Genomic DNA, 19009 nt, shown 5'->3' with positions numbered 1-19009 from the left:
CGGCGATTGGGCTGTCCTCCCTCCTGCGAGTTGAGGCGGCGTCATCTTCTCGATGATTCGCTACGGATCGAACGCACGTATTGAGTTCGGTGCACATGAGTTCGGCATCTCACTATTCGCCGACGCCCGAAGAAACGGCGATCAGCCGTTTGTTGCGGGCGTATCGCGAGCACCAGGGGCTGACGGCGGCTGTGCTTGCCGAATCGATCGGCGTGACGCCGGCAACTTATCGTCGCATCGAGCAAGGCGAGCGGCCGGTGAGCCTGCTTCAATTGCAGCAGATCTGTCGAGTGCTGAGCATTGAGTTGGACGATCTTGCCGATGGCGCGAAGCGATTGACGCCAGAACGTTCGCCTAAACTTCGCTCGCCGCGGGGTTCCGCTTGCCATGCGAATGCTCCTTGCACTCAGCAGTCCGATTGAGTTAGCGAGAGCTCCGTCTGCGGTGGAACTGCCCAACGCCGGCGGTGGCCGCAAACGCGAGCACCAACGCCGAGGGTTCGGGCACGGCCGAGATCGGCGGCGTGAGGTTGACGACGCCTGAGCTCGAGCCGAAATGCCGCTGCCAGTGGAGGAAGTCGGCGCCGTCGGTGTCGAGATCGCCGTCCGCGTCGCCGCCGGCATTTCGGCCGAACGCCGTTTTCCAGGCCGTGAGGTCGTCGCCGTCGACGTCGCCGTCGTGGTCGAAGTCGGCCGAGAGAATCGGCGCCGAGACGACCTTCAGCTGAACGATTGTGGGGAGGTAGTTCAGTTGGAAAGACAGCCCCGCCGGCATGTCGACCAGCTGCACGTTGCTGAACATTCCGGAGATGCCGTCCGCGGCGGTGAGGATGTTGAATGTCTGCCCGAGCGTCGGGATGAAGCCGCCGTCGAGGTCGATGCTCAGCCGGCCGTTGAGCAAGGCGCCTCCTTCGATCGTCAGACGATCGAATTGGTTGAGGCCGATGCCGGCTAACTCAAGCATCAGGTTGGCGTTGCTGCTTTGTTGGAACTCGCCGAGCGTGACGCGGCCGATCGCTTCGTCGCCCGCGGGCAGCAGCGTCCCGCGGTTGTCGACTAGCACGTTGAGGTTTGCGTTCGCATTCGGTCGCAGGATGCTGCCGGGGCTGACGTTGAGGGCGCCGACGCCGGTGAAGGCGGCGCCCGCTTCGACGACCGTCGGACCGCCGACGAGCGTGAGCTCGCCCATGATGTTCGTCGAGCTCCCCTGCTTGAAGTGAAGTTCGCCGCCGATCGTATTCATGGTCGACGCGCCGGCGATGGTCATGTTGCCGCGGACGTTGACGCCGCGCGTCGATTCGAACGTGCCGTTGTCGAGTGCGAGCGTGGAGGTCGGGCCGAAGTCGAAGGCGAACCCGTTGGTGAGCACGCGGCCGCCGCTGCTGGCCGAGACGCCGCCGCCGAAGGCTAAGTCGGCGTTGTCGCGCAGCTCGAGCGTCGCGCCCGACGTGGCGAGCAGCATGCCATTGTTCGCGGCGCCGTCCCAGTCGTTGTCATTGGCGGCCGTTTCCAGGAGTAGCAAGCCGCTGCGGGCCGCGATCCGCGTGTTGTTGATGATTTTTGCCGTGACGGCGCCGAAGCCGACGAGCCCTTCGGCGTTGCCGACGGTGAGCGCGGCGCCGCGAAGTTCGCCGCCTTTAAGTCGCACAAGATCGGCGACGTTGGAGTTCCAGGCGTTCGTTACGTTGAGGATACCGTCGTGGTCTTCGGTGCCGATTTGGCCGACGTCGAGGATCGGACCATTGATGGTCAGCATGCCGTCGTCAGCGCGGAGGATGGCGGTGTCGTCGAAGTCGACGGCGGTGTTGATCGTGCCGAAGCCGTACAGAGCGCGGTCGGCGTTGGCGCCGAGGAGCCCGGCGCCGGCGACCACGCCGCCCGCGATGCGGTTCGGGACGAAGCCTTGATCGCCGCCGTTGAGGGCGAGCGGTTCGCCCGCCATCGCGATGTTGATCGATCCCTCGATGCTGACGCGAGCGTCGAGCTGCACGTCGCCGCTCGCTTGAACCGTTCCCCGTAGCGTGACGTCGCTGCCAGCGAGCAGCGTCTGGCGATTCCGGTCGTTCGTGAGTTTGAGCACGCCTTCGGGGTTGAGCGTCCAGTGGGCGGTTGGGCCGTCGAGTTGCACCGTTAGGGCGCCGAAGCCGAAATCGCTTTGGACGTCGATGACGTTGAGGCCGCCCATCGCGTTCGAGCGGCCGAAGTCGCTTAATTCCGCGGCCTTGATGGTGATCGGGGCGAAGACGGTGATGACGTCGCCCGTGGCGTCGTCGCCGTCGAGGTCGACCACGCCGCCGATCATGTTGAGCGTCACCGGATCGATGAAGTTGACGGTGCGTTGGAAGAGGAGCTTGCCGCCGCCGGCGAACTCGGCGTTTCCAGAGGGGCTCAACGTGTTGAACTCGACGTGGTTCTCGAAGCTCAATGCCGCCCCGGCGGCGACGTTCACGTCGGCGTCGCCGTTGAACATCACATCAGTGCGAAAGCGAGAGGTGTGCGTGCCGCCGACGATGAGCTTGGCGTCTAGGGCGCCGTTGTCGTCGCCGATGCTAATTGGTTCCCCTTCCCAGTCGGCCGATTGCTCGGCACTGGTGGAGATCATCGTCAGCGTGCCGTTCATGATGAAGCGAGCATCGGCCGAGTTGACGGTGACGTCGCCGTCGGTGAGCGTGATGCTGCGATCAAAGGCTTTCGTCGGTTCGACGAGATCATAGTTGGCGACGTTGACCTTCAGATGTCCGCCTGGGGCGATGTTCCAGTCGCCGGCGTCGAAGTCGAAGTGCCGGACGCTGATGTTGGGCGTGCCGACGACGTTGTTCACGGCGGCTGGCGTGTACATGCCATCGCCGATGATGTTGCCCGAGCGGTAGGTCGCTTCGTTGACGACGACGAGGCGAGTCCCGACGCCAGTGACGCTGGAAGAGCCGTCGCCGAAGGTGATCGGCGCCTCGACGAAGACGAGCCCGTCGACGTTCAGACGATTGGCGAGCACCATGCGCGACGTGCCGCCGATGGTCGACGATCCCGAGTTCGCCGACGCGCCGATGCCGGCGGCGAAGATGCCGTTCATCGTCCACTCGGCGGGACCGTTGACGATCAGCTTGGCGCCGCGGCCGCCCAGGATAATGCGGTCGTCCATGTCGCCGTCGTCGTCGAAGCGCTCGGCGTTGATCGTGAAGGTCACTTCGTTGCCGACCAACTGACGTTGGCCTTCATTCAGGCCGTCCCAGTCGAAGGTCGCGACGTTGACTGTGGTGTTCGAAGTGACGCTGGAGGCTGCCGCGATGCGCAGCGTGCCGGCGCCGTTCACCGAGGTCGGACTTGCAAAGCTTGAATCGGCGCCGAGTTCCAGAATGCCGTCGGCGGCGATGTTGACGACTGCTCCTGTGCCCAGCGTCGTCTTCGGCAGCGCGAGCGTGCCGTTGCTCACGTTGAGGGCGCCGCGGATGTTGAGTCCGTCGCCGGTGATGCTGGAGATCCCGGCGCCAGTTTTGTTGAGCGTGCCGGAGATCGTCCACGCATCGGAGGTAACGTTGACGACCGCTTTGCCGTTGTCGACCAGGTTGAGTGTGCCGCTGAAGTCGTTGCTGCTGTTGTCGACTTCGTCGACGGCGATCGTCAGTAGCCCCTTGCCGCGAACTGTCGTCGTCGCGTTGCCGGCCGTGCCGTCCCAGTTGAAGTCGCCGCTGTCGGTGATCGTCGTGTTGCCGGTGACGATCAACTCGCTGTTGTTGTTGAGCAAGAAAGCTCCGCGGTCGATCCAGGTGCTGCCGGTGAGCGTGAGTTTCGCGGAGTCGGCCACCGTGACGTTCGAGTTGCCGATGAGGTAATGGCCGTCGAGAAGGACGTCGCCGCTGATGTTAAACGTCGAGGTCGAGACAATCGCCGCGTCGGCGCCAGTGCGGAGCGTGGCTTGGTGATCGCCGCCGGCAAGCTGAACCGTGGCGTTGGTCATGAGTAAACGTTGCTTGAACTCGACCAGGTCGCGGCTGCCGATTAATAGCGTTCCGCCGAATGGATCTTCGAGCGGTGCGTCGATCACCAGGGTGAGCGCGTCGGCCAGCGGATCGGCGACGTTGTTCGAAACGTTGACGACGCCGAGTTCGTTGTCGCCGTCGAGGTCGACGTAGTCGATGCCGCTTGTTTGCAGCATCAGCGTGTTGTTCTGCGTGCCGCCGAGACCAACGGCGAGCGTTCCGGAGTTATCGAAGGCGTCTTCGGCGGATGTGTCGGCGTCGCCGAAGATGATCAGGCCGCCGCCTTGAACTCGAGCGTTGGGGCCGACGTCGATCGTCGCGGCGTAGACGGTGCCGCCGTTCATCGTCATCGTGGCGGAGTTTTTCAGCAGTAGGTTGTTGGCTTGAAACGAAATGGCGCCGGGCGCGGCGTTCGGATCGACCCGCAGCGTGCTGCCGACGCCGTCGACGGTCGCTTGGCCGAGCACGATCAAGCGATTGCCGTTCGTGAGGAAGTCGGCCCCGTCCGAGAGAGCAAACGACGTGACGGTGTCGCTCACGCCGTCGCGCGGCACGAACGTGACGACCGCGTTGGCGGCGACGGCGCGATTGCCGATGAGGACGTTGTAATCGAACCCTTCGGCGCCGTTGTCGGGAACGCCGAAGGGAAACCAGTTGCTTTGAACGTTCCAATTGCCGCTGCCGGCGTTCCACTCGTTGTTGACGAGTTGTGCCGACGCCGTCCGCCCGGCGAGGGCGACGATGAGAACGAGCGAGCGAATTACCGTGCGATTCATCGTGATGTCCTAGTAATCTGACGCTACTGCGTCTTAGTTGGCGAAGTGATTCTCAAGCGTTGCCGGTCAGTGCGCAGCGGTAGCGCCGTTGTTCTGTCGATGGCTCTGCGCGCAGATCAACGAAATGCTGGCGCAGTGCGCGGGAAGTCCGGGAAGCACCGCGGCGTCATCACGCCGCGAGTGCGAATGCTAAGGGGCGCTGCGAGAGCAGGCGTGTCACGCGCCCATGCTGCCGCCGCGACGTCTCCTCTTCGCGGCGGTTCTGTCTCCATCTTGGGCCGATTGGCAACGTGAGCGTCACGGTCAGATCGAGATAATTTTCGAGCATGTGGCTAGCGATCGCTGCGGTTCCGGACAGGCGGCGTCCGCGACGCAGCCGTACGGAGTTCAGCGAGGAAACAGGCCAAATGTTTCAGGGAGCGGAGACAAAGAGAAAGGCCCCAGCGTTGAACACGCCGGGGCTATGGCATGTCTGTAGTAGTGGCCTAATCTAACGGGCCGCCGCTGCGGTCAGAAGCGGCCGCTACGAGCGCTTTGCCGCCGGACGTTTCGGGGCCGCTGAAGCTTTTTTCGCCGTGGGCGTAGCCTTCTTCTTGGGGACGCTCGTTTTTGGGGCCGGTGCGCTTGCTGAACTAGTTTCGACGCTGCTCGCAGCGCGGCGGGCGTTGATCATCTCGACCCGTTCCTTGGCCGCTTGCGCCGCCTTCGCCTCGCAGACGAGGTGGTACTCCTGGTCGCTGAGCAGCTTGCCCGACTTGCGATCGACGAGCACGGGATCGGCGACGGCGCCTGTCTTGATGTTGACGATGTGGATCCCTTTGCCGGCCTCGGTGCAGTGTTTGTTGCCCCAGGCGAGGAGCGCCCAGAGGACCGGCTGGAAGTCGCGGCCGCGTTGCGTGGGGACGTATTCGTAGCGGGGCGGGCGGTCACAGTACTTGCGCTTCTCAAGGATATTCGACTCGACCATCGCCGCGAGACGCCGCGAGAGCATGTTCGGCGCGATCGAGAGGCTCTTTTCGAATTCGTCGAAGCGAGTCAGTCCGGCGAGCGCATCGCGAAGGATGAGCATGCTCCACCATTCGCCGACTTGTTCGAGGCTGCGCGCGACGGGGCAAACTTCGTTGCTGAGATCTTTGCGTTGCATACGACGATCACGTGAAAAGGGCCGCCGACGTTCGCTAGCAATGGCCGCGACGCCGTTTCTTCATGTACTTACGAAGTATTCTACGCAGGCGCCAGGTTCTTCACGATGGAGATTCTGGAGGCTGTATCGCGGTTGGCCGCGATTGCCTTGCGAGTTATTTTCGTCGCCTTGACCTCATCTTCGACACTAACTATTATCATGAAAGTTACTGGCGGAGGCAAGCCGAAGAATACGCATGCGACTCCCAAGTTTGGGTCGAGCGTCACGCAAATTGCTTTGTCTCCCGAACCATGACCGAGCAGAAGCGTCTCTTTGATCGAGCGTTTCTCCCGCCCCGATTGATCGCTGCCGCTGGCGAGGGCTAACGAACGTTAGTCCCGCGGTGGACAGTTGATTTCCTGCCATCCTCGGAAGAGCCAGTCCCATGTTGAATTCCCGCTATCGACGGGGTGCGCTGGCGGTACGCGCCGCCGCTCCCGTTGTGCCTTTGTTGTTTGCGATCGCCTTCGCTGCCGGATGTTCGCAGCAAGTTGAAGTTCCTGCTCCGCCGCCGGTGGAAGTCGTGGTCGGCAATCCGGTGAAGGCGCCGATTGTCGAGTGGGACGAATACGTCGGCCGACTTGAAGCGATTGAGTTCGTCGAAGTGCGCGCACGCGTGAGCGGCTATCTCGACGCGATCTACTACGACGAAGGCGAGCTGGTGCGCGAGGGCGACTTGCTCTGCTTAATCGACCCGCGGCCGTTCCAAGCGGAGGTCAACCTGGCCAATGCCTCGCTCTCGGAAGCGAAGTCGCAAGTGGAGCAAGCCCAGGCGACCGAGCGACAAACCGAAGCGGAACTGAAGGTGGCTCAGTCGCAGTCTGATCTCTCCGAGACGCTGCTGAAGCGGGCGAAATCGCTGCTCGACAAGCAGGCGATTCCCGAGCAGGAAGTCGACATCCGTCAATCGGAACAGCGGCAAGCTCAAGCGAGCTTGGAGGCGACGGCGGCTCGGCTAGCCCTAGCGAAGACGGCGACCGCTTCGGCGCGGTCGGCCGAGGAAGCGGCCGACGCGAGGCTGGAACTCGCGCAGCTCAATCTGGGGTACACGCAGATTCGCGCCCCGATCACCGGCCGCATCGGCGCCCGCGAGGTGACGATCGGCAACATGATTAGCGGCGGGGTCGGGCAGTCGACGATGATCACGACGATCGTTTCGCTCGATCCGATTCACGCCTTCTTCGACGCCGACGAGCAAGCGTTCTTGAAATACCAGAAGCTCGAAGGAAAGCCGACGGGCGAAGAGAACACTGAGGGAAAGAATCCGATCTTCGCGGGGCTGGCCGACGAGCCGGATGAGTTTCCGCATCGGGGGCATCTCGACTTCTTCGACAATCGCATGGATTCGGAAACCGGCACGATGCGCGGGCAGGCGATTCTGCCGAACCCCGACCTCAAGCTGACGCCGGGGTTGTTCGCGCGGTTGCGCATTCCGGGGAGCGAGCGGTACGAAGCGGTGTTGGTTCCCGACTTCGCGGTGAGCGCCGACCAATCGGAGAAGTACGTGCTGCTGGTGAATGCCGACGGAAAGGTCGAGCGGCGGAACGTGAAGCTTGGGCCGCCGGTTCGCAATCTGCGCGTCGTTCGCGAAGGGCTCGACGGCAGCGAGCAGCTCATTCTGCGCGGATTGCAGCGTGTGATGCCCGGCGTCGAAGTGGTCGTGAAGACTGAAACGCTCGCGCTCGATGCGGAGGGATTGCCGAACGATTTTGAGCGCGTGCCCCAACGTGAATGGCTCTCGCAGCCGCGGACGAATTCGCGGCCGGTCGACGAACGCGAGCTGGCCAACGCGGCCGGCGAATCGCGGCTCCCTGTTTCGAAGCGCGCCAACTAGAGATCGACTCCCATGAAATTCGCCCATTTCTTCATCGATCGGCCGATCTTCGCGACGGTGATTTCGGTGGTGACCGTCATCCTCGGCGGCATCGCGTACCTTACGTTGCCAGCGGCGCAGTACCCCGACATCGTGCCGCCGACGATCGTGGTGCGAGCCATGTATCCGGGGGCTTCGCCGGAGGTGATCGCCGACACGGTGGCGACGCCGATCGAGCAGGAGGTGAACGGCGTCGAGGACATGCTCTACATGTCGTCGCAGTCGACGGTCGACGGCGTGATGCAGTTGACCGTGACGTTCAAGCTTGGCACCGATCTCGACAAGGCACAGGTGCTGGTGCAGAACCGCGTGTCGACTGCGGAAGCGAGATTGCCGGAGGATGTGCGGCGGCTGGGCGTGACGACGATTAAGTCGTCGCCCGACTTGTTGATGGTGATTCACCTCGTCTCGCCGAAGAAGACGTACGATCAGCTCTACATGGGCAACTATGCCCTCATCCAAGTGAAGGATGCGCTATCGCGGGTCGATGGCGTCGGCGACGTGACGATGCCGGGCTTGCGCGAGTACAGCATGCGGGTCTGGATCGATACGGAGAAACTCGCCCATCTGTCGCTCACTGGCGACGATATTTTGCGGGCGATTCGTGCGCAGAACGTGCAGGTGGCGTCGGGCGTCATCGGGCAACCGCCGCAGTCGGTCTCGGGCGATTATCAGCTGACGATCAACACGCTGGGGCGATTGCTCGAGCCAGAACAGTTCGAGGACATGGTCGTCCGCACGGGCGCCGATGGCCGAGTGATTCGGCTGCGCGACGTGGCTCGGATTGAACTCGGCTCGCGGGAGTATACCGTCAACACGTATCTCGACGGCGAGACGGCGGTGGCGATTGCGATCGCGCAGCGGCCTGGTTCGAACGCCCTCGCGACCGCAGCGGGCGTCGAGCAGACGATCGAAGAGTTGTCGAAAGAGTTTCCCGAGGGGCTAGAGTACCAGATCGTCTACAACCCGACCGTGTTCGTGCGCGAGTCGATCGATGCGGTGATTCATACGCTGTTCGAAGCGGCGATCTTGGTGGTGATTGTCGTGCTCGTATTCTTGCAGAACTGGCGGGCGAGCCTCATTCCGCTCATCGCGATTCCGGTATCGCTCATCGGCACGTTCGCGGCGATGTCGCTGTTCGGATTCTCGCTCAACATGCTTTCGCTGTTCGGACTGGTGTTGGCGATCGGCATCGTCGTCGATGATGCGATCGTCGTCGTGGAGAATGTCGAGCGGCATATCGCGCTCGGGTTGCCGCCGCGCGAGGCGACTTACAAGGCGATGGACGAAGTGACCGCGGCGGTGATCGCCATCGCGGTCGGTTTGTCGGCGGTGTTCGTGCCAACGGCGTTTATCGGCGGCATTAGTGGTGAGTTTTACAGGCAGTTCGCGCTGACGATCGCCGTGTCAACGCTGTTGTCGGCGTTCAATTCGTTGACGCTTACGCCCGCGCTGTGTGCGCTGCTCTTGCAGCCGCACGGGGCGAAGCGAGATTTATTCACGCGGTTCTGGGACTTTGCTTTTGGCTGGTTCTTCCGGCTGTTCAATCGCGGGTTCGATCGGACGAGCACGCTCTATGCGGCGACGGTGAAGTGGAATCTGCGCAAGATCGCGCTGCCGCTGCTGCTCTATGCGGCACTGATTGGGGCGACGGTGTACGGATTCAAGGCGGTGCCGGGCGGGTTCATTCCGCGACAGGATAAGGGATACCTCATCACGGTGTTGCAATTGCCCGACGGGGCGTCGCTCGCACGGACCGACGCGGTGGTGAAGCAGGCGACCGAGATCATCATGAAGCATCCCGGCGTCGGCTTTGCGGTTGGTTTCTCCGGCTTCTCGGGCGCCACGCGGTCGAACAGCCCCAACGCAGCGGCGATCTTCATCGGCCCGGCGAGCGTGAAGAACGAGGGCGAGGTGGCGCCGCCGATTCTCACGCAACTCGATAGCTTGCAGCAGGCGCTGATGGCGATTCCCGATGCGAGTATTTTCGTCGTGCCGCCGCCACCGGTGCAGGGGTTGGGAACCGCCGGCGGGTACAAGTTCCTCGTGCAAGACCGCAAAGGGAATGGCGCCCAGGCGCTACAGAAGGCGACCGACGAACTGATCGCCGCCTGCTACAAAGAGCCGGCGCTCGCGGGCGTGTTCACGACCTATCGGGCGTCGACGCCGCAATTGTTCGCCGACGTCGACCGCGTCAAGGCGAACATGCTCAACGTGTCGCTCACCAGCGTGTTCGACGCGCTGCAAACGAATCTCGGCTCGGCGTACGTTAACGATTTCAATTTGTATGGCCGTACGTTCCAGGTGCGGACCCAGTCGGAAGAAGACTTTCGCGATCAGGCGGAGGACATTCGACGATTGAAGACTCGCAACGCGAATGGCCGGATGGTGCCGCTCGGTTCGGTGGTCGACGTGAAGTGGCAGAGCGGGCCCGATCGCGTCGTGCGGTACAACATGTTCCCTGCGGCGGAAGTGCAGGGGGATACCGGGGCAGGGCATAGCTCGGGCGAAGCGATCGCGACGATCGAACGGCTCGGCCGCGAGATCTTGCCGCCGGGGATGACGATTGCTTGGACGGAGATCGCCTACCAAGAACAACTCGCGGGCAACACGGCCCTCTACATCTTCCCGCTCTGTGTGCTGTTCGTGTTCCTCGTTCACTCGGCCGAATATGAGAGCTGGTCGCTGCCGTTGGCGATCATCCTCATCGCGCCGATCTGCTTGCCGTTCGCGCTGGCCGGCGTCTCGGCTCGCGGGATGGACAACAACCTCATCACGCAAATCGCGTTCGTCGTGCTCATTGGCCTCGCGGCGAAGAATGCGGTGCTCATCGTCGAGTTTGCGAAGCAGCTCGAAGAGGAAGGGCATTCGACGATCGAGGCGGCCATCGAAGCGTGCCGTCTGCGGTTGCGGCCGATCGTGATGACCTCGTTTGCATTCTTGCTCGGCGTGTTGCCGTTGGCACTGGCCGAAGGCCCGGCGTCGGAGTTGCGGCAAGTGCTGGGTACGTCGGTGTTCGCCGGGATGCTCGGCGTGACGATGTTCGGGTTGATTTTGACGCCGACGTTTTATGTGGTGCTGCGGTTCCTGTCGGATCGGTTTTGGCGGCGCGGGGCGAAGTGAGCGGCCCGGTCGATGCACGCGTTACTGCGGCACGAGGCCAATCGCGCCGACTGGTTCGGTTTGCACCCCGTCGCCGACTTCAAGGCTCGACGATCCGCTCGGCGCGGTCTCTAGGCTGCCGGCAAGGAGCAAGCCGTCGATCTGGACCTCGGAGATCCGCAGCGCTCGCACGGCTTCCAAGTAACCAAGCTGCGTGTGCGAGTACGTCCGCTGGGCGGTGAGCAGCGCTACATAGTTCGTCTCGCCCGCCGTGTAGGTCTTGCGGGTGAGATCGAGCGACTCGTCGGCCGCCGGTAGGATGACATCGCGGTAGCGGACGACTTGATTGCGGGCGTTCGCGTATCGTTCGAACGTCGGCGCCAGCCGATTGCGCAAGTCGAGTTCAAGTTGATCGCGTGCACGACTCGCCGCGACTAGCTCGGCCTGGGCACGGGCGACGCCGCCTTGGTTGCGATTGAAGACGGGAATCGGGACGCTCACCGCGACGCCGCCGTCGGGTTTGCCGTTGATGCCGTTGTCCATCCAGTTGACGAGGCCCTGCACCGTGACGTTCGGTACCGGCTCGACTCGTTCGCGTTCGATCGCGGCGCGAGCGCGCGAGATCGCCATCGACGCCGCGGCCATTTCGGGGCTGAGGGCCAGCAATCGGCCGAGGGCTTCGTCGAAGTCGATTTTCTGGGGATCCCCGAGCGGATCGCCGACGAGCGCCTGTGGCGCGAGCGAGGGATCGCCGATGACGGCCGATAAGCTGCGCCAGGCGGCGGCGTAGCGATTGCGGGCGTTCTCGGCGAGAATTTGCGAGTTCTCAATTTCGAGCTGAGCCTGCAGGACGTCGGACTTGCCGACTTCTTGCGAGCGGTACAGCGCATCGACCGTCTTCGCGCTCTGTTGGCCGATTTGCGTGAGGTTGTTCGTTAGGTCGATTTGCCGTTGTGCGAGCAGTACCTGAAAGTAGGCGACGCGCACGTCGGTCAGCACGCGGAGTCGTTGGGCTGCGAGTTCTTGCTCAAGCCGCATGCGCTCGTTCCCGGCGACGGCGCGATTCAGCGCGAGCTTGCCGCCGCGAACGATTTCCTGGCTAAACAGCACGCCATGCTGCTCGGCGAGTCCGCCGCTGCCGATTTGCTGGCCTTCGTAGCCGACGCTCGGGTTGGGCGCCAAGCCGACTTGCACCCAAGTTCCGCCCGCAGCGGCGACCATCGCCGCTGCGCGTTGAACGGAGGGGTTGCAACTGAGCGCCATCTGCTCGAGGTCTTCCAGGCCGAGGCCGGCTGCCTCTTCGGGCGTCGGCAACGGAATGGGCTCTGCTGCGGGCAGCACCGAGTCGGCCATGCGCAGATTGACGTGGCTTTGCGCCACGGCGCGGTTTGAAGCGATTGCGATGCAGCAGCAAACGACAAGGCGCCGCCATGCGCCGCTGCGAGGCGTTAGAAAGACGTTGTGATTGATGTTGAACATCTGGCGGGATTCCTTTCCGCAGCAGCGTCGCTGTTTCACTTCTGTTTTATTGAATCAGCGACGGCTTCTCCGAACGTGAGCTTTCGCAGCGAAGAGGGATGCTAGGCATGCCTCAGTGCGGTAACGATTTTGGTTTGAGCCGCCTGCCAACCAGGCGCGATGCCTGCCAGTAAGCCGACCGCCAGCGAAGCGATGGCGCCCTGCAACGCGATGTCCCACGAGGGACGAAACGCGATCGTGACGCCCTCCGCGGCGACCGACATATCGGACCAAGCGAGGAACAGCATGCCGCCGACAACGCCGAGGCCGCCCCCCAGCACGCTCAGCAGCACGCTTTCCGTGATGACGAGCCGAAAGATCCGCAGCGGTCGGAAGCCGAGCGTTTGCAGGACGGCGTGCTCTTTGATTCGATCTTGCACCGACATGATCGTCGTCGTCGCGACAAGCGACAGGACGAGTGCGACGCAAGCGTATCCAAGCCAGTGGATGAAGCCGATCAGCTCGGCGAGATCGGAGAGCGTGTCGGCTTGGAACATGCCTTTGGTGCGCGTCGTCGTGGCGACGGGGCCGGAGTGGAACTCGGCGTCGATGGCGGTGGCGACGGCGTCGGGATTCGCGCCGTCGGCGAGGTGGACTTCGAGCATCGTCACTTGGCCGACATCGCTGAGGCCGCGGGCTCGTTGCAGGAAGTCGAGGTGCGTGTAGATCAGCGCTTCGTCGGAGGCACTGTTCGAGGCAAAGACGCCGGCCACGAGCACAGTAACGTCGCCGATGGTGAACTTGTCCCCCGGCTTCAGCTTGCGGCGAGCGGCGACCGCTTGGCCGACGAGGGCCGCATCGTCCTGGCGAGCGAATGCTTCCCAGTTGCCTGAGCGGATTTCCAGCGGCCGCCACTGCTTTAGTTGCTCGGGCTGCATGCCTTGGAAGACGATCGCGTCGAGGCTCGCGCGGCAGTTGTTCGTGAAGACCATGATCGGTGTCACGTCGGCGACGCCGGGCAGCTTCGCAATCGTCGCGGCGTAATCTTGCGGAAGCTTGCTGCTCTGCGGGCAGAAGCGATTTTCCTGGAAGACGATGAGCGTTTGCCCAGATTCTTGATTCTCCGTGAGCGCGAACAGGCCATGCTGAACGGCGCCGACGAAGCAAAAGACTAATAGCGCTACCGCGGCGCCGCTGATTGTCAGCAGGCTACGCGTGCGATGCCGCCACAGGCTCTTCGCGATGTAGGGAATAAAGTTGAACACGGCAGGGAGTCCTTAGGCAGTCAGAGCGCGGGGGAGGATCGGCTTGCCGTTCTCAATGAGTTGGCTTCGTTCGAGCCGCAGGCGCCGCGTGGCACGGATGGCGGCGTCGGCGTCGTGCGTCACCATCAGCAGCGTCATTCCGAGTTCGCGGTTGACGCGTTGCAGCAGGGTGAGAATCTGCTCGGTCGTGTCGTCGTCGAGGCTGCCGGTCGGTTCGTCGGCGACGACGACGGTGGGATTCGCGACGATCGCCCGCGCGATGCCGACGCGTTGCTCCTGGCCGCCCGACATTTGCCGCGGATAGTGGCCGGCGCGGTTGGTGAGATCGACGGCGGCGAGGGCGATCTCGACCCGCTTGGCCCGTTCGGCTGCCGACATCGGCAGCAGCAACAGCGGCAACTCGACGTTTTCGTAAGCGGTGAGGACCGGGATGAGGTTGTGCGTCTGAAAGATGTAGCCGATGTTCGCGGCCCGCCAATCGGCGAGCCCGCCGCGAGAGAGCGAGGTGATTTCCGTGTCGCTGACGACGATGCTTCCCGAAGTGACCTCGTCGATGCCAGCCACGAGGTTCAACAGCGTGCTTTTGCCCGAACCGCTGGCGCCCATCAACGAAACGAAGTCGCCCTCCTCGATGTCGAGGTGGACGCCGTCGAGCGGGCGGATCGTTTCTTCGCCGCTCACATATTCTTTGCGAACGTCGATGACTTCTACGAGCGGCATGTTATTTGATCCTCTAGTCGGGAGCGTGTTTTATTGAACGACAGGGCTTGTCGTGCGTGCGGTCGGCGACATGCCGGCAGGCGAACCGCCGATGCTTTGATCGTTGTCGACGATGCGAATGCGTGCGCCGTCGGTGAGCTGCTCGCGGCCCGTGGCGACGAGCTTCATCGTCGGGTCGACCCCGGCGGCGATTTCGACCAGCTGATCGGTGCCCGCTTTGCCGAGTTCGACCGGCGTGCGGCGGGCGACGCCGTTCGTTGCGTCGGCGATCCAAACGAACTTGCCGCTGTCGCCCTCCTGCACCAACTGCCGCGGAACGAGCAGGCGGAGCGCGTCAGCGATCTCTTGCTGGTCGGTCACTGGCTGCGGCGGCGCGACGAACGTTACTTTGCCGAGCATTTCGGGCGTGATCACTGCCGGCGGGTTGTCGATGCCGACCTTCACCTGCAGCGTGTTCTTCTGGATGTCGGCCCGCGTAGTGAGCCACAGCACCTTGCCCGCGAGCGGCTGGCGCGAAGCGGCTGTTTCGATGGAGACTGGCTGGCCGATCTGCACCTGCGGAACGTCTTCGAGGCGAACGTCGACGCGCACCTGCAGTTTCGCGGGGTCGTACATCGAAGCGACCGCGCTAGAGTTTTGCTCGGAGAGGGGATCGAGCCCCGATAATCGCTTGCCGGGGCGAGCGTCGACCGTGAGGATGCGGCCTGAGATCGGCGCGGCGACCGTCATCCGGTCGAGATTTAATTGGGCGGCGTCGACTTCCAAATGGGCCTGTTCGTGCCGCGCCTTGGCCGCCGCCAGCGATGCTTCTGCAGCGGCGACGGCACGCTTGGGTTCCGTCATCAATTCCAACTGCTGCCGCAAGGCGTCGCGTTTGCGCCCGAGCGCATCGATCTGTTCGCGGAGCTTCGGGCCGCGGGATTGCAATTCGCCGAGAGCACTCTTCGTAGCGGCGAGTTCGGCGGCCGCTTCGCGCGTGACGCGTCCGGCGACCGCATCGCCGGCTTGTTCTTTGCGGGCAAGATTTTCAGCTGCCAACTGTTGGCGGCTCGTTGCGCTTTCGATCGCAAACGGAAGATTGCCGAGGCCGAGTTGAGTTTCCGCAAGCAACGACTCGGCGTCGGCGAGCGCGACCCGCAGTTCGTTGGGGTTGGCGAGCGTCGATTGCGCGGCGGTGAGCGACGCTTGAGCGCTTTGCAGGTCGGCTTCGGCGAGCCGCAACTTGGCGTCTGCTTGCTGCACCATGAGTTTGGCGTCAGCGTCGTTTAATTTGGCGATCGGTTCGCCTTTCTGCACGAGTTGGCCTTCGACGACGAGCATATGCTCGACGACGCCGCTGGCGAGGGCCGACGCCGTGACGGCCGAAGGTTGCGGTTCGATCCAACCGGCGGCTTGAAACAGGGGCGTTCCTTCTTGCTGAATCTCGGCCCGCGTGACGATCACCGGCACGACGGTCACCCCCTGCGCGGGAAGCAAGGTATCGCGCATCGCGGCGGCGAACAACGCTCCGAACGCCGCGAGAATCGCAATCGGCACGATGTAGCGCGTGCCCCAGCGACGCCGCACGGGCGATTTGGTCGCCGCTGCCGGCTGACGCGTCACGGCGAGTTGGCTGAGATCGACATGCGACATGGTCGACGCTTCTGGTTGCAAAAAGTTTTTGTTTACACGAGGCCGAATCAGGTCACTGAGTTAAATAGCTTTGATCGCTTCCACAACGGGGAGTCGCATCGCCTTGGCCGCCGGCGGCAAGGCGCCGACGATGCCAAGGATGACCGCGGTGATGCAGGCGATGGCGATGCCGACGCTATCGACGCGAAGCATGAACGCTCCCATCGTGAACCGTACCGCCGTGCCGTTGACGAACAGTAGTCCCAACAGGCAGGCGATCAGCGCGCCGCAACAGGCGAGCAGCGTCGCTTCTTGGATCAGCGTGAGTAGGATCGCGCGCCGCCGATAGCCGATGGCCTGCAGCGTGGCGAGTTCGCGGATGCGGCCGACGACGGCGCCGTACATCGTGTTGAGCCCCGCGAAGACGCCGGAGCCGGCGACGAGGCAGACGACGATCCAACCGAGCATCCGCACGGGACGATAGTGTTTTTGGAGGTCGGCGTAGTAGGCCATTTCTCCCACGGATTTCAGTTCGAGATCGATCCGCTCGCGGCAGAACAGATCGACGTCTGCGGCGGCGTCGGCCGAATCCATCGTGACGGCGACCAAGCTGAGGTCTTGCCGCTTGAGCGCGGACTGCAAGTCGTTCAGCGGGCACCAGACTTCCGATTCAAACGCCGCGCCGCCGGCAGCGAAGACGCCGCTAATCTTCCAATCGCGACCATCGAAGCGAATCGTTTGCCCGGGCTGCAACGCCGCCTCGTCGCAGCCGAGCTTCGAGTGAACAAGCCGCCCGGCCAGCACTTCGCCCGGTCCCGGCCACGTTCCCTCGATGATCTGCACCTGCTGGCGAACGAGCGGCGCCGCCGTCGTCACGCCGCGCACCAAGCCGAGCCCTTCTTGATCGTTCACTGAGATCCGCGTCCCCAGGTACAGCTCGGGCGAGATGAATTTCTCGCCGAACTGCGACCGGACTCCGGCGACGCTAGCGGCGAGCAGCGCCGGAGTCCGTCCAGGGATCGCAGAGTTCTCGATGTCGGCGCCGGAAGACATCGCATACACCAAGACGACGTTGAGTTGTCCGGTGGCGGCGAGCGATGCTTCGAGGCCGCGAATGAAGCCGACGACGACCAGCACCAGCAGGATGACGATCGACAGCCCGCCGAGCGTCAGCGCACTGCGCGACGGCCGGCGAAACAGGTTTCGAACGCCATAGTCCCAAGGTAACAGTCGTCGCATGGTTCTCTCACTTCCGTTCGCAGCGTTTACCGGCGGATAAAGACGCCGTCGGCCAACACTGTAAAATTGCCGCTCTCGTCTTTGCTCGCTTTGCCGCGGATGACGACGAAGTCGTTCTCCTTCACGCCCAGGAGTTGGCGCGAATCGGCCGGGACAAGGGCGCCGTTGTCGACGACCTTCACGAGCGTGGTGCATTCGGCGCGCTCGTCGGCGCAGCAATCGCCCATGCAGACTTCGCCTTCGGCGCTTTCAGTGCCTTCGGCGACGACCGCCATCGAGGCGTCTAGCAGCATGAACGCCGCGCGACCTTCGACCCATGGCTTGTCGGAGCCGCCGATGCGGCCAACGATGACCAGCGGATCGCCGTTGCTCGCTGTTTCGCGGGCTTCGATCACGCCGACCGCATCATCGGGTTCTTCGGCCAGCAGGTACTTCTCACCGTTGACGATGGCGCTGGTCGCCGTGGCGCTGCTCTCAGGCGTTGTGGACGCTGGGCTCCCGCAGCCAATGCTCAAGCTGAGCGCGCTCGCGATGGCGGTGATATACAGGGACGCTTTCATCGAGTCCCTCCGACTGATTGAGGACGTGAGCTAACTTGCGGAGCGGCTTGAGTCGGTTCCAAGGTGAGCCGGCCGAACGGACCGGTGACCGACGAAGGCGTGAGTCCCAACTGCCGAGCGGATGACAGCATCGGCCACGGCGAAAGTTGCACGTTCTTCGCCGGTTCGACGATTAGTTGCGACTTGTCCGGCAGCAGCGTGACAGTTTGAACGCCCTTCATCGACTGCACCGCGTTGCTCAGTTGGGCGATGGCGTTGGCGTCGGTGGCAGGCGCTACGGAAATCACATAGCGCCCGTCAGCGGCGCGGCTAGCGGCATCGAGCTGGTCGGGACGAACCAGCGAGATCGCCGTGTCGCTGGCGACGAGCCGCGACGGTTTGCCCTTTCCCTTTTCGACCGCGTTCCAGAGTCGATCGGCGGTGAGCTTCGGCGAGGGTTTGGCCGTGACGGTGACGAGCCGCTTTTCAACGTTGGCGGAGACGTTCATCACGCCTGGCGCCGTGTAAAGTTGGGCGGCAATCTTCTTGGCGCACCCTTGGCAGCACATGTCGTCTGCCGTGATCTCGTAGGTGGCGACGTCGGCGGCGACGGCACGCGAGGCGTGGAGGGCAGCTGGCGCTGCGACGGCGGCCAGCAGTGCAAGCGGCTTGGCCCAGGCGGCCATTCGATGCAGTTTCACAAGGTACTCCCTGGATAAAAATCGAGGCGGCGGCGACGAATCCGTCCGTCGCAGCGCAGGCGGGCGCCTCGCGACAATTCGTGCAGTAACGGCTGCTCAGCGTGAGTCAGCGACATGCCCAGCGGGCAAAGATCGAAGCGAGCAATGCTCAAATGATGAAGCGGCAGAGCTCCGCGCACACCGAGACGGTTCGCGGAAGATCGCTGGCGTGCGCGTCCGAAACGCGTTCGGAATGGCGATTCAAATATTGAACGACGGCCGTCAGATTGCCATCGAGCGGCATCGCATCGAGGACTTCTTGGGAGTCGACGACCGAGGATGTTTGCGTCGGCACCGGCGAGGCGCAGCAGGCGCAAGGCTGTTCGCTAGGGCAGTGATCGGAGCTATGCGAATCATCGCAAAGTTCGTCGCCACAGTGGTGATGCTGCGGGCTCGCGGCGGTTGGCTTCGCTTGTTTGCAGCACGTTCCACATGGACGCGGCTGGGCTGTTTCGTCGTGCGGGCAGGTTCCGGCCGCGTGGCAATCTGCTAGCAGGCAAAGTGCCCGGCACTGTTGCGCTCCGTTA

Annotated in this window: 14 protein-coding genes; 4 read left to right on the top strand and 10 right to left on the bottom strand. The window is 63.3% G+C overall.

Annotated elements, in window-relative coordinates:
- Positions 1 to 95: 95 nt before the first annotated feature.
- Positions 96 to 422 (top strand): helix-turn-helix domain-containing protein, encoded by a 327-nt coding sequence (locus ACQY7R_RS17825; RefSeq protein WP_428306921.1) that lies wholly within the window; start codon positions 96 to 98, stop codon positions 420 to 422.
- Position 423: 1 nt separating this feature from the next.
- Here ACQY7R_RS17825 and ACQY7R_RS17820 read toward each other — a convergent pair whose 3' ends face one another.
- Together ACQY7R_RS17820 and ACQY7R_RS17815 are read right to left on the bottom strand one after the other, a co-directional pair.
- The gene (locus tag ACQY7R_RS17820; protein WP_428306920.1) at positions 424 to 4752 is read right to left on the bottom strand and encodes a beta strand repeat-containing protein; all 4329 of its coding nucleotides are present in this window, start codon (positions 4750 to 4752) and stop codon (positions 424 to 426) included.
- A gap of 523 nt (positions 4753 to 5275) precedes the next feature.
- A complete protein-coding gene (locus tag ACQY7R_RS17815; RefSeq protein WP_428306919.1) occupies positions 5276 to 5896 on the bottom strand; it encodes a winged helix-turn-helix transcriptional regulator in 621 nt (206 codons plus the stop codon).
- 424 nt (positions 5897 to 6320) lie between these two features.
- On the opposite strand from ACQY7R_RS17815, the gene ACQY7R_RS17810 reads away from it, so the two are divergent.
- Positions 6321 to 7769 carry an efflux RND transporter periplasmic adaptor subunit gene (locus ACQY7R_RS17810; RefSeq protein WP_428306918.1) on the top strand — a complete coding sequence of 483 codons (1449 nt, stop codon included), beginning with the start codon at positions 6321 to 6323 and terminating at the stop codon, positions 7767 to 7769.
- A gap of 12 nt (positions 7770 to 7781) precedes the next feature.
- Entirely contained in the window at positions 7782 to 10931 is a 3150-nt protein-coding gene (locus ACQY7R_RS17805; RefSeq protein WP_428306917.1) for an efflux RND transporter permease subunit, read from the top strand.
- 21 nt (positions 10932 to 10952) lie between these two features.
- On the opposite strand, the gene ACQY7R_RS17800 is transcribed toward ACQY7R_RS17805, so the two are convergent.
- The 8 genes from ACQY7R_RS17800 to ACQY7R_RS17765 form a co-directional block, all read right to left on the bottom strand.
- Positions 10953 to 12389: a TolC family protein gene (locus tag ACQY7R_RS17800; RefSeq protein WP_428306916.1), complete on the bottom strand. Its 1437-nt coding sequence runs from the start codon at positions 12387 to 12389 to the stop codon at positions 10953 to 10955.
- Positions 12390 to 12490: 101 nt separating this feature from the next.
- Positions 12491 to 13633 carry an ABC transporter permease gene (locus ACQY7R_RS17795; protein ID WP_428306915.1) on the bottom strand — a complete coding sequence of 381 codons (1143 nt, stop codon included), beginning with the start codon at positions 13631 to 13633 and terminating at the stop codon, positions 12491 to 12493.
- Between the two features lie 12 nt (positions 13634 to 13645).
- The gene (locus tag ACQY7R_RS17790) at positions 13646 to 14353 is read right to left on the bottom strand and encodes an ABC transporter ATP-binding protein (protein WP_428306914.1); all 708 of its coding nucleotides are present in this window, start codon (positions 14351 to 14353) and stop codon (positions 13646 to 13648) included.
- A 30-nt stretch (positions 14354 to 14383) separates the two neighbouring features.
- Entirely contained in the window at positions 14384 to 15985 is a 1602-nt protein-coding gene (locus ACQY7R_RS17785) for an efflux RND transporter periplasmic adaptor subunit (protein WP_428306913.1), read from the bottom strand.
- 60 nt (positions 15986 to 16045) lie between these two features.
- Positions 16046 to 17203: an ABC transporter permease gene (locus tag ACQY7R_RS17780; RefSeq protein WP_428306912.1), complete on the bottom strand. Its 1158-nt coding sequence runs from the start codon at positions 17201 to 17203 to the stop codon at positions 16046 to 16048.
- Between the two features lie 26 nt (positions 17204 to 17229).
- A complete protein-coding gene (locus tag ACQY7R_RS17775) occupies positions 17230 to 17763 on the bottom strand; it encodes a hypothetical protein (RefSeq protein WP_428306911.1) in 534 nt (177 codons plus the stop codon).
- On the bottom strand, positions 17760 to 18443 hold the full coding sequence (locus ACQY7R_RS17770) for a heavy-metal-associated domain-containing protein (protein ID WP_428306910.1): 684 nt from the start codon (positions 18441 to 18443) through the stop codon (positions 17760 to 17762). The genes ACQY7R_RS17775 and ACQY7R_RS17770 overlap by 4 nt, the downstream gene beginning before the upstream one ends.
- Positions 18444 to 18591: 148 nt before the next feature.
- On the bottom strand, positions 18592 to 18777 hold the full coding sequence (locus ACQY7R_RS17765) for a hypothetical protein (RefSeq protein WP_428306909.1): 186 nt from the start codon (positions 18775 to 18777) through the stop codon (positions 18592 to 18594).
- Between the two features lie 51 nt (positions 18778 to 18828).
- On the opposite strand from ACQY7R_RS17765, the gene ACQY7R_RS17760 reads away from it, so the two are divergent.
- Complete coding sequence (locus tag ACQY7R_RS17760; protein ID WP_428306908.1) at positions 18829 to 18975, top strand: hypothetical protein; 147 nt, start codon at positions 18829 to 18831, stop codon at positions 18973 to 18975.
- Positions 18976 to 19009: the final 34 nt, after the last annotated feature.

Source organism: Lacipirellula sp. (assembly GCF_965279485.1).
In the GTDB taxonomy this organism is placed as follows: domain Bacteria; phylum Planctomycetota; class Planctomycetia; order Pirellulales; family Lacipirellulaceae; genus Lacipirellula.
The sequence above is the reverse complement of the archived record's forward strand: the minus strand, read 5'-3'. Positions and strand labels throughout refer to the sequence as shown.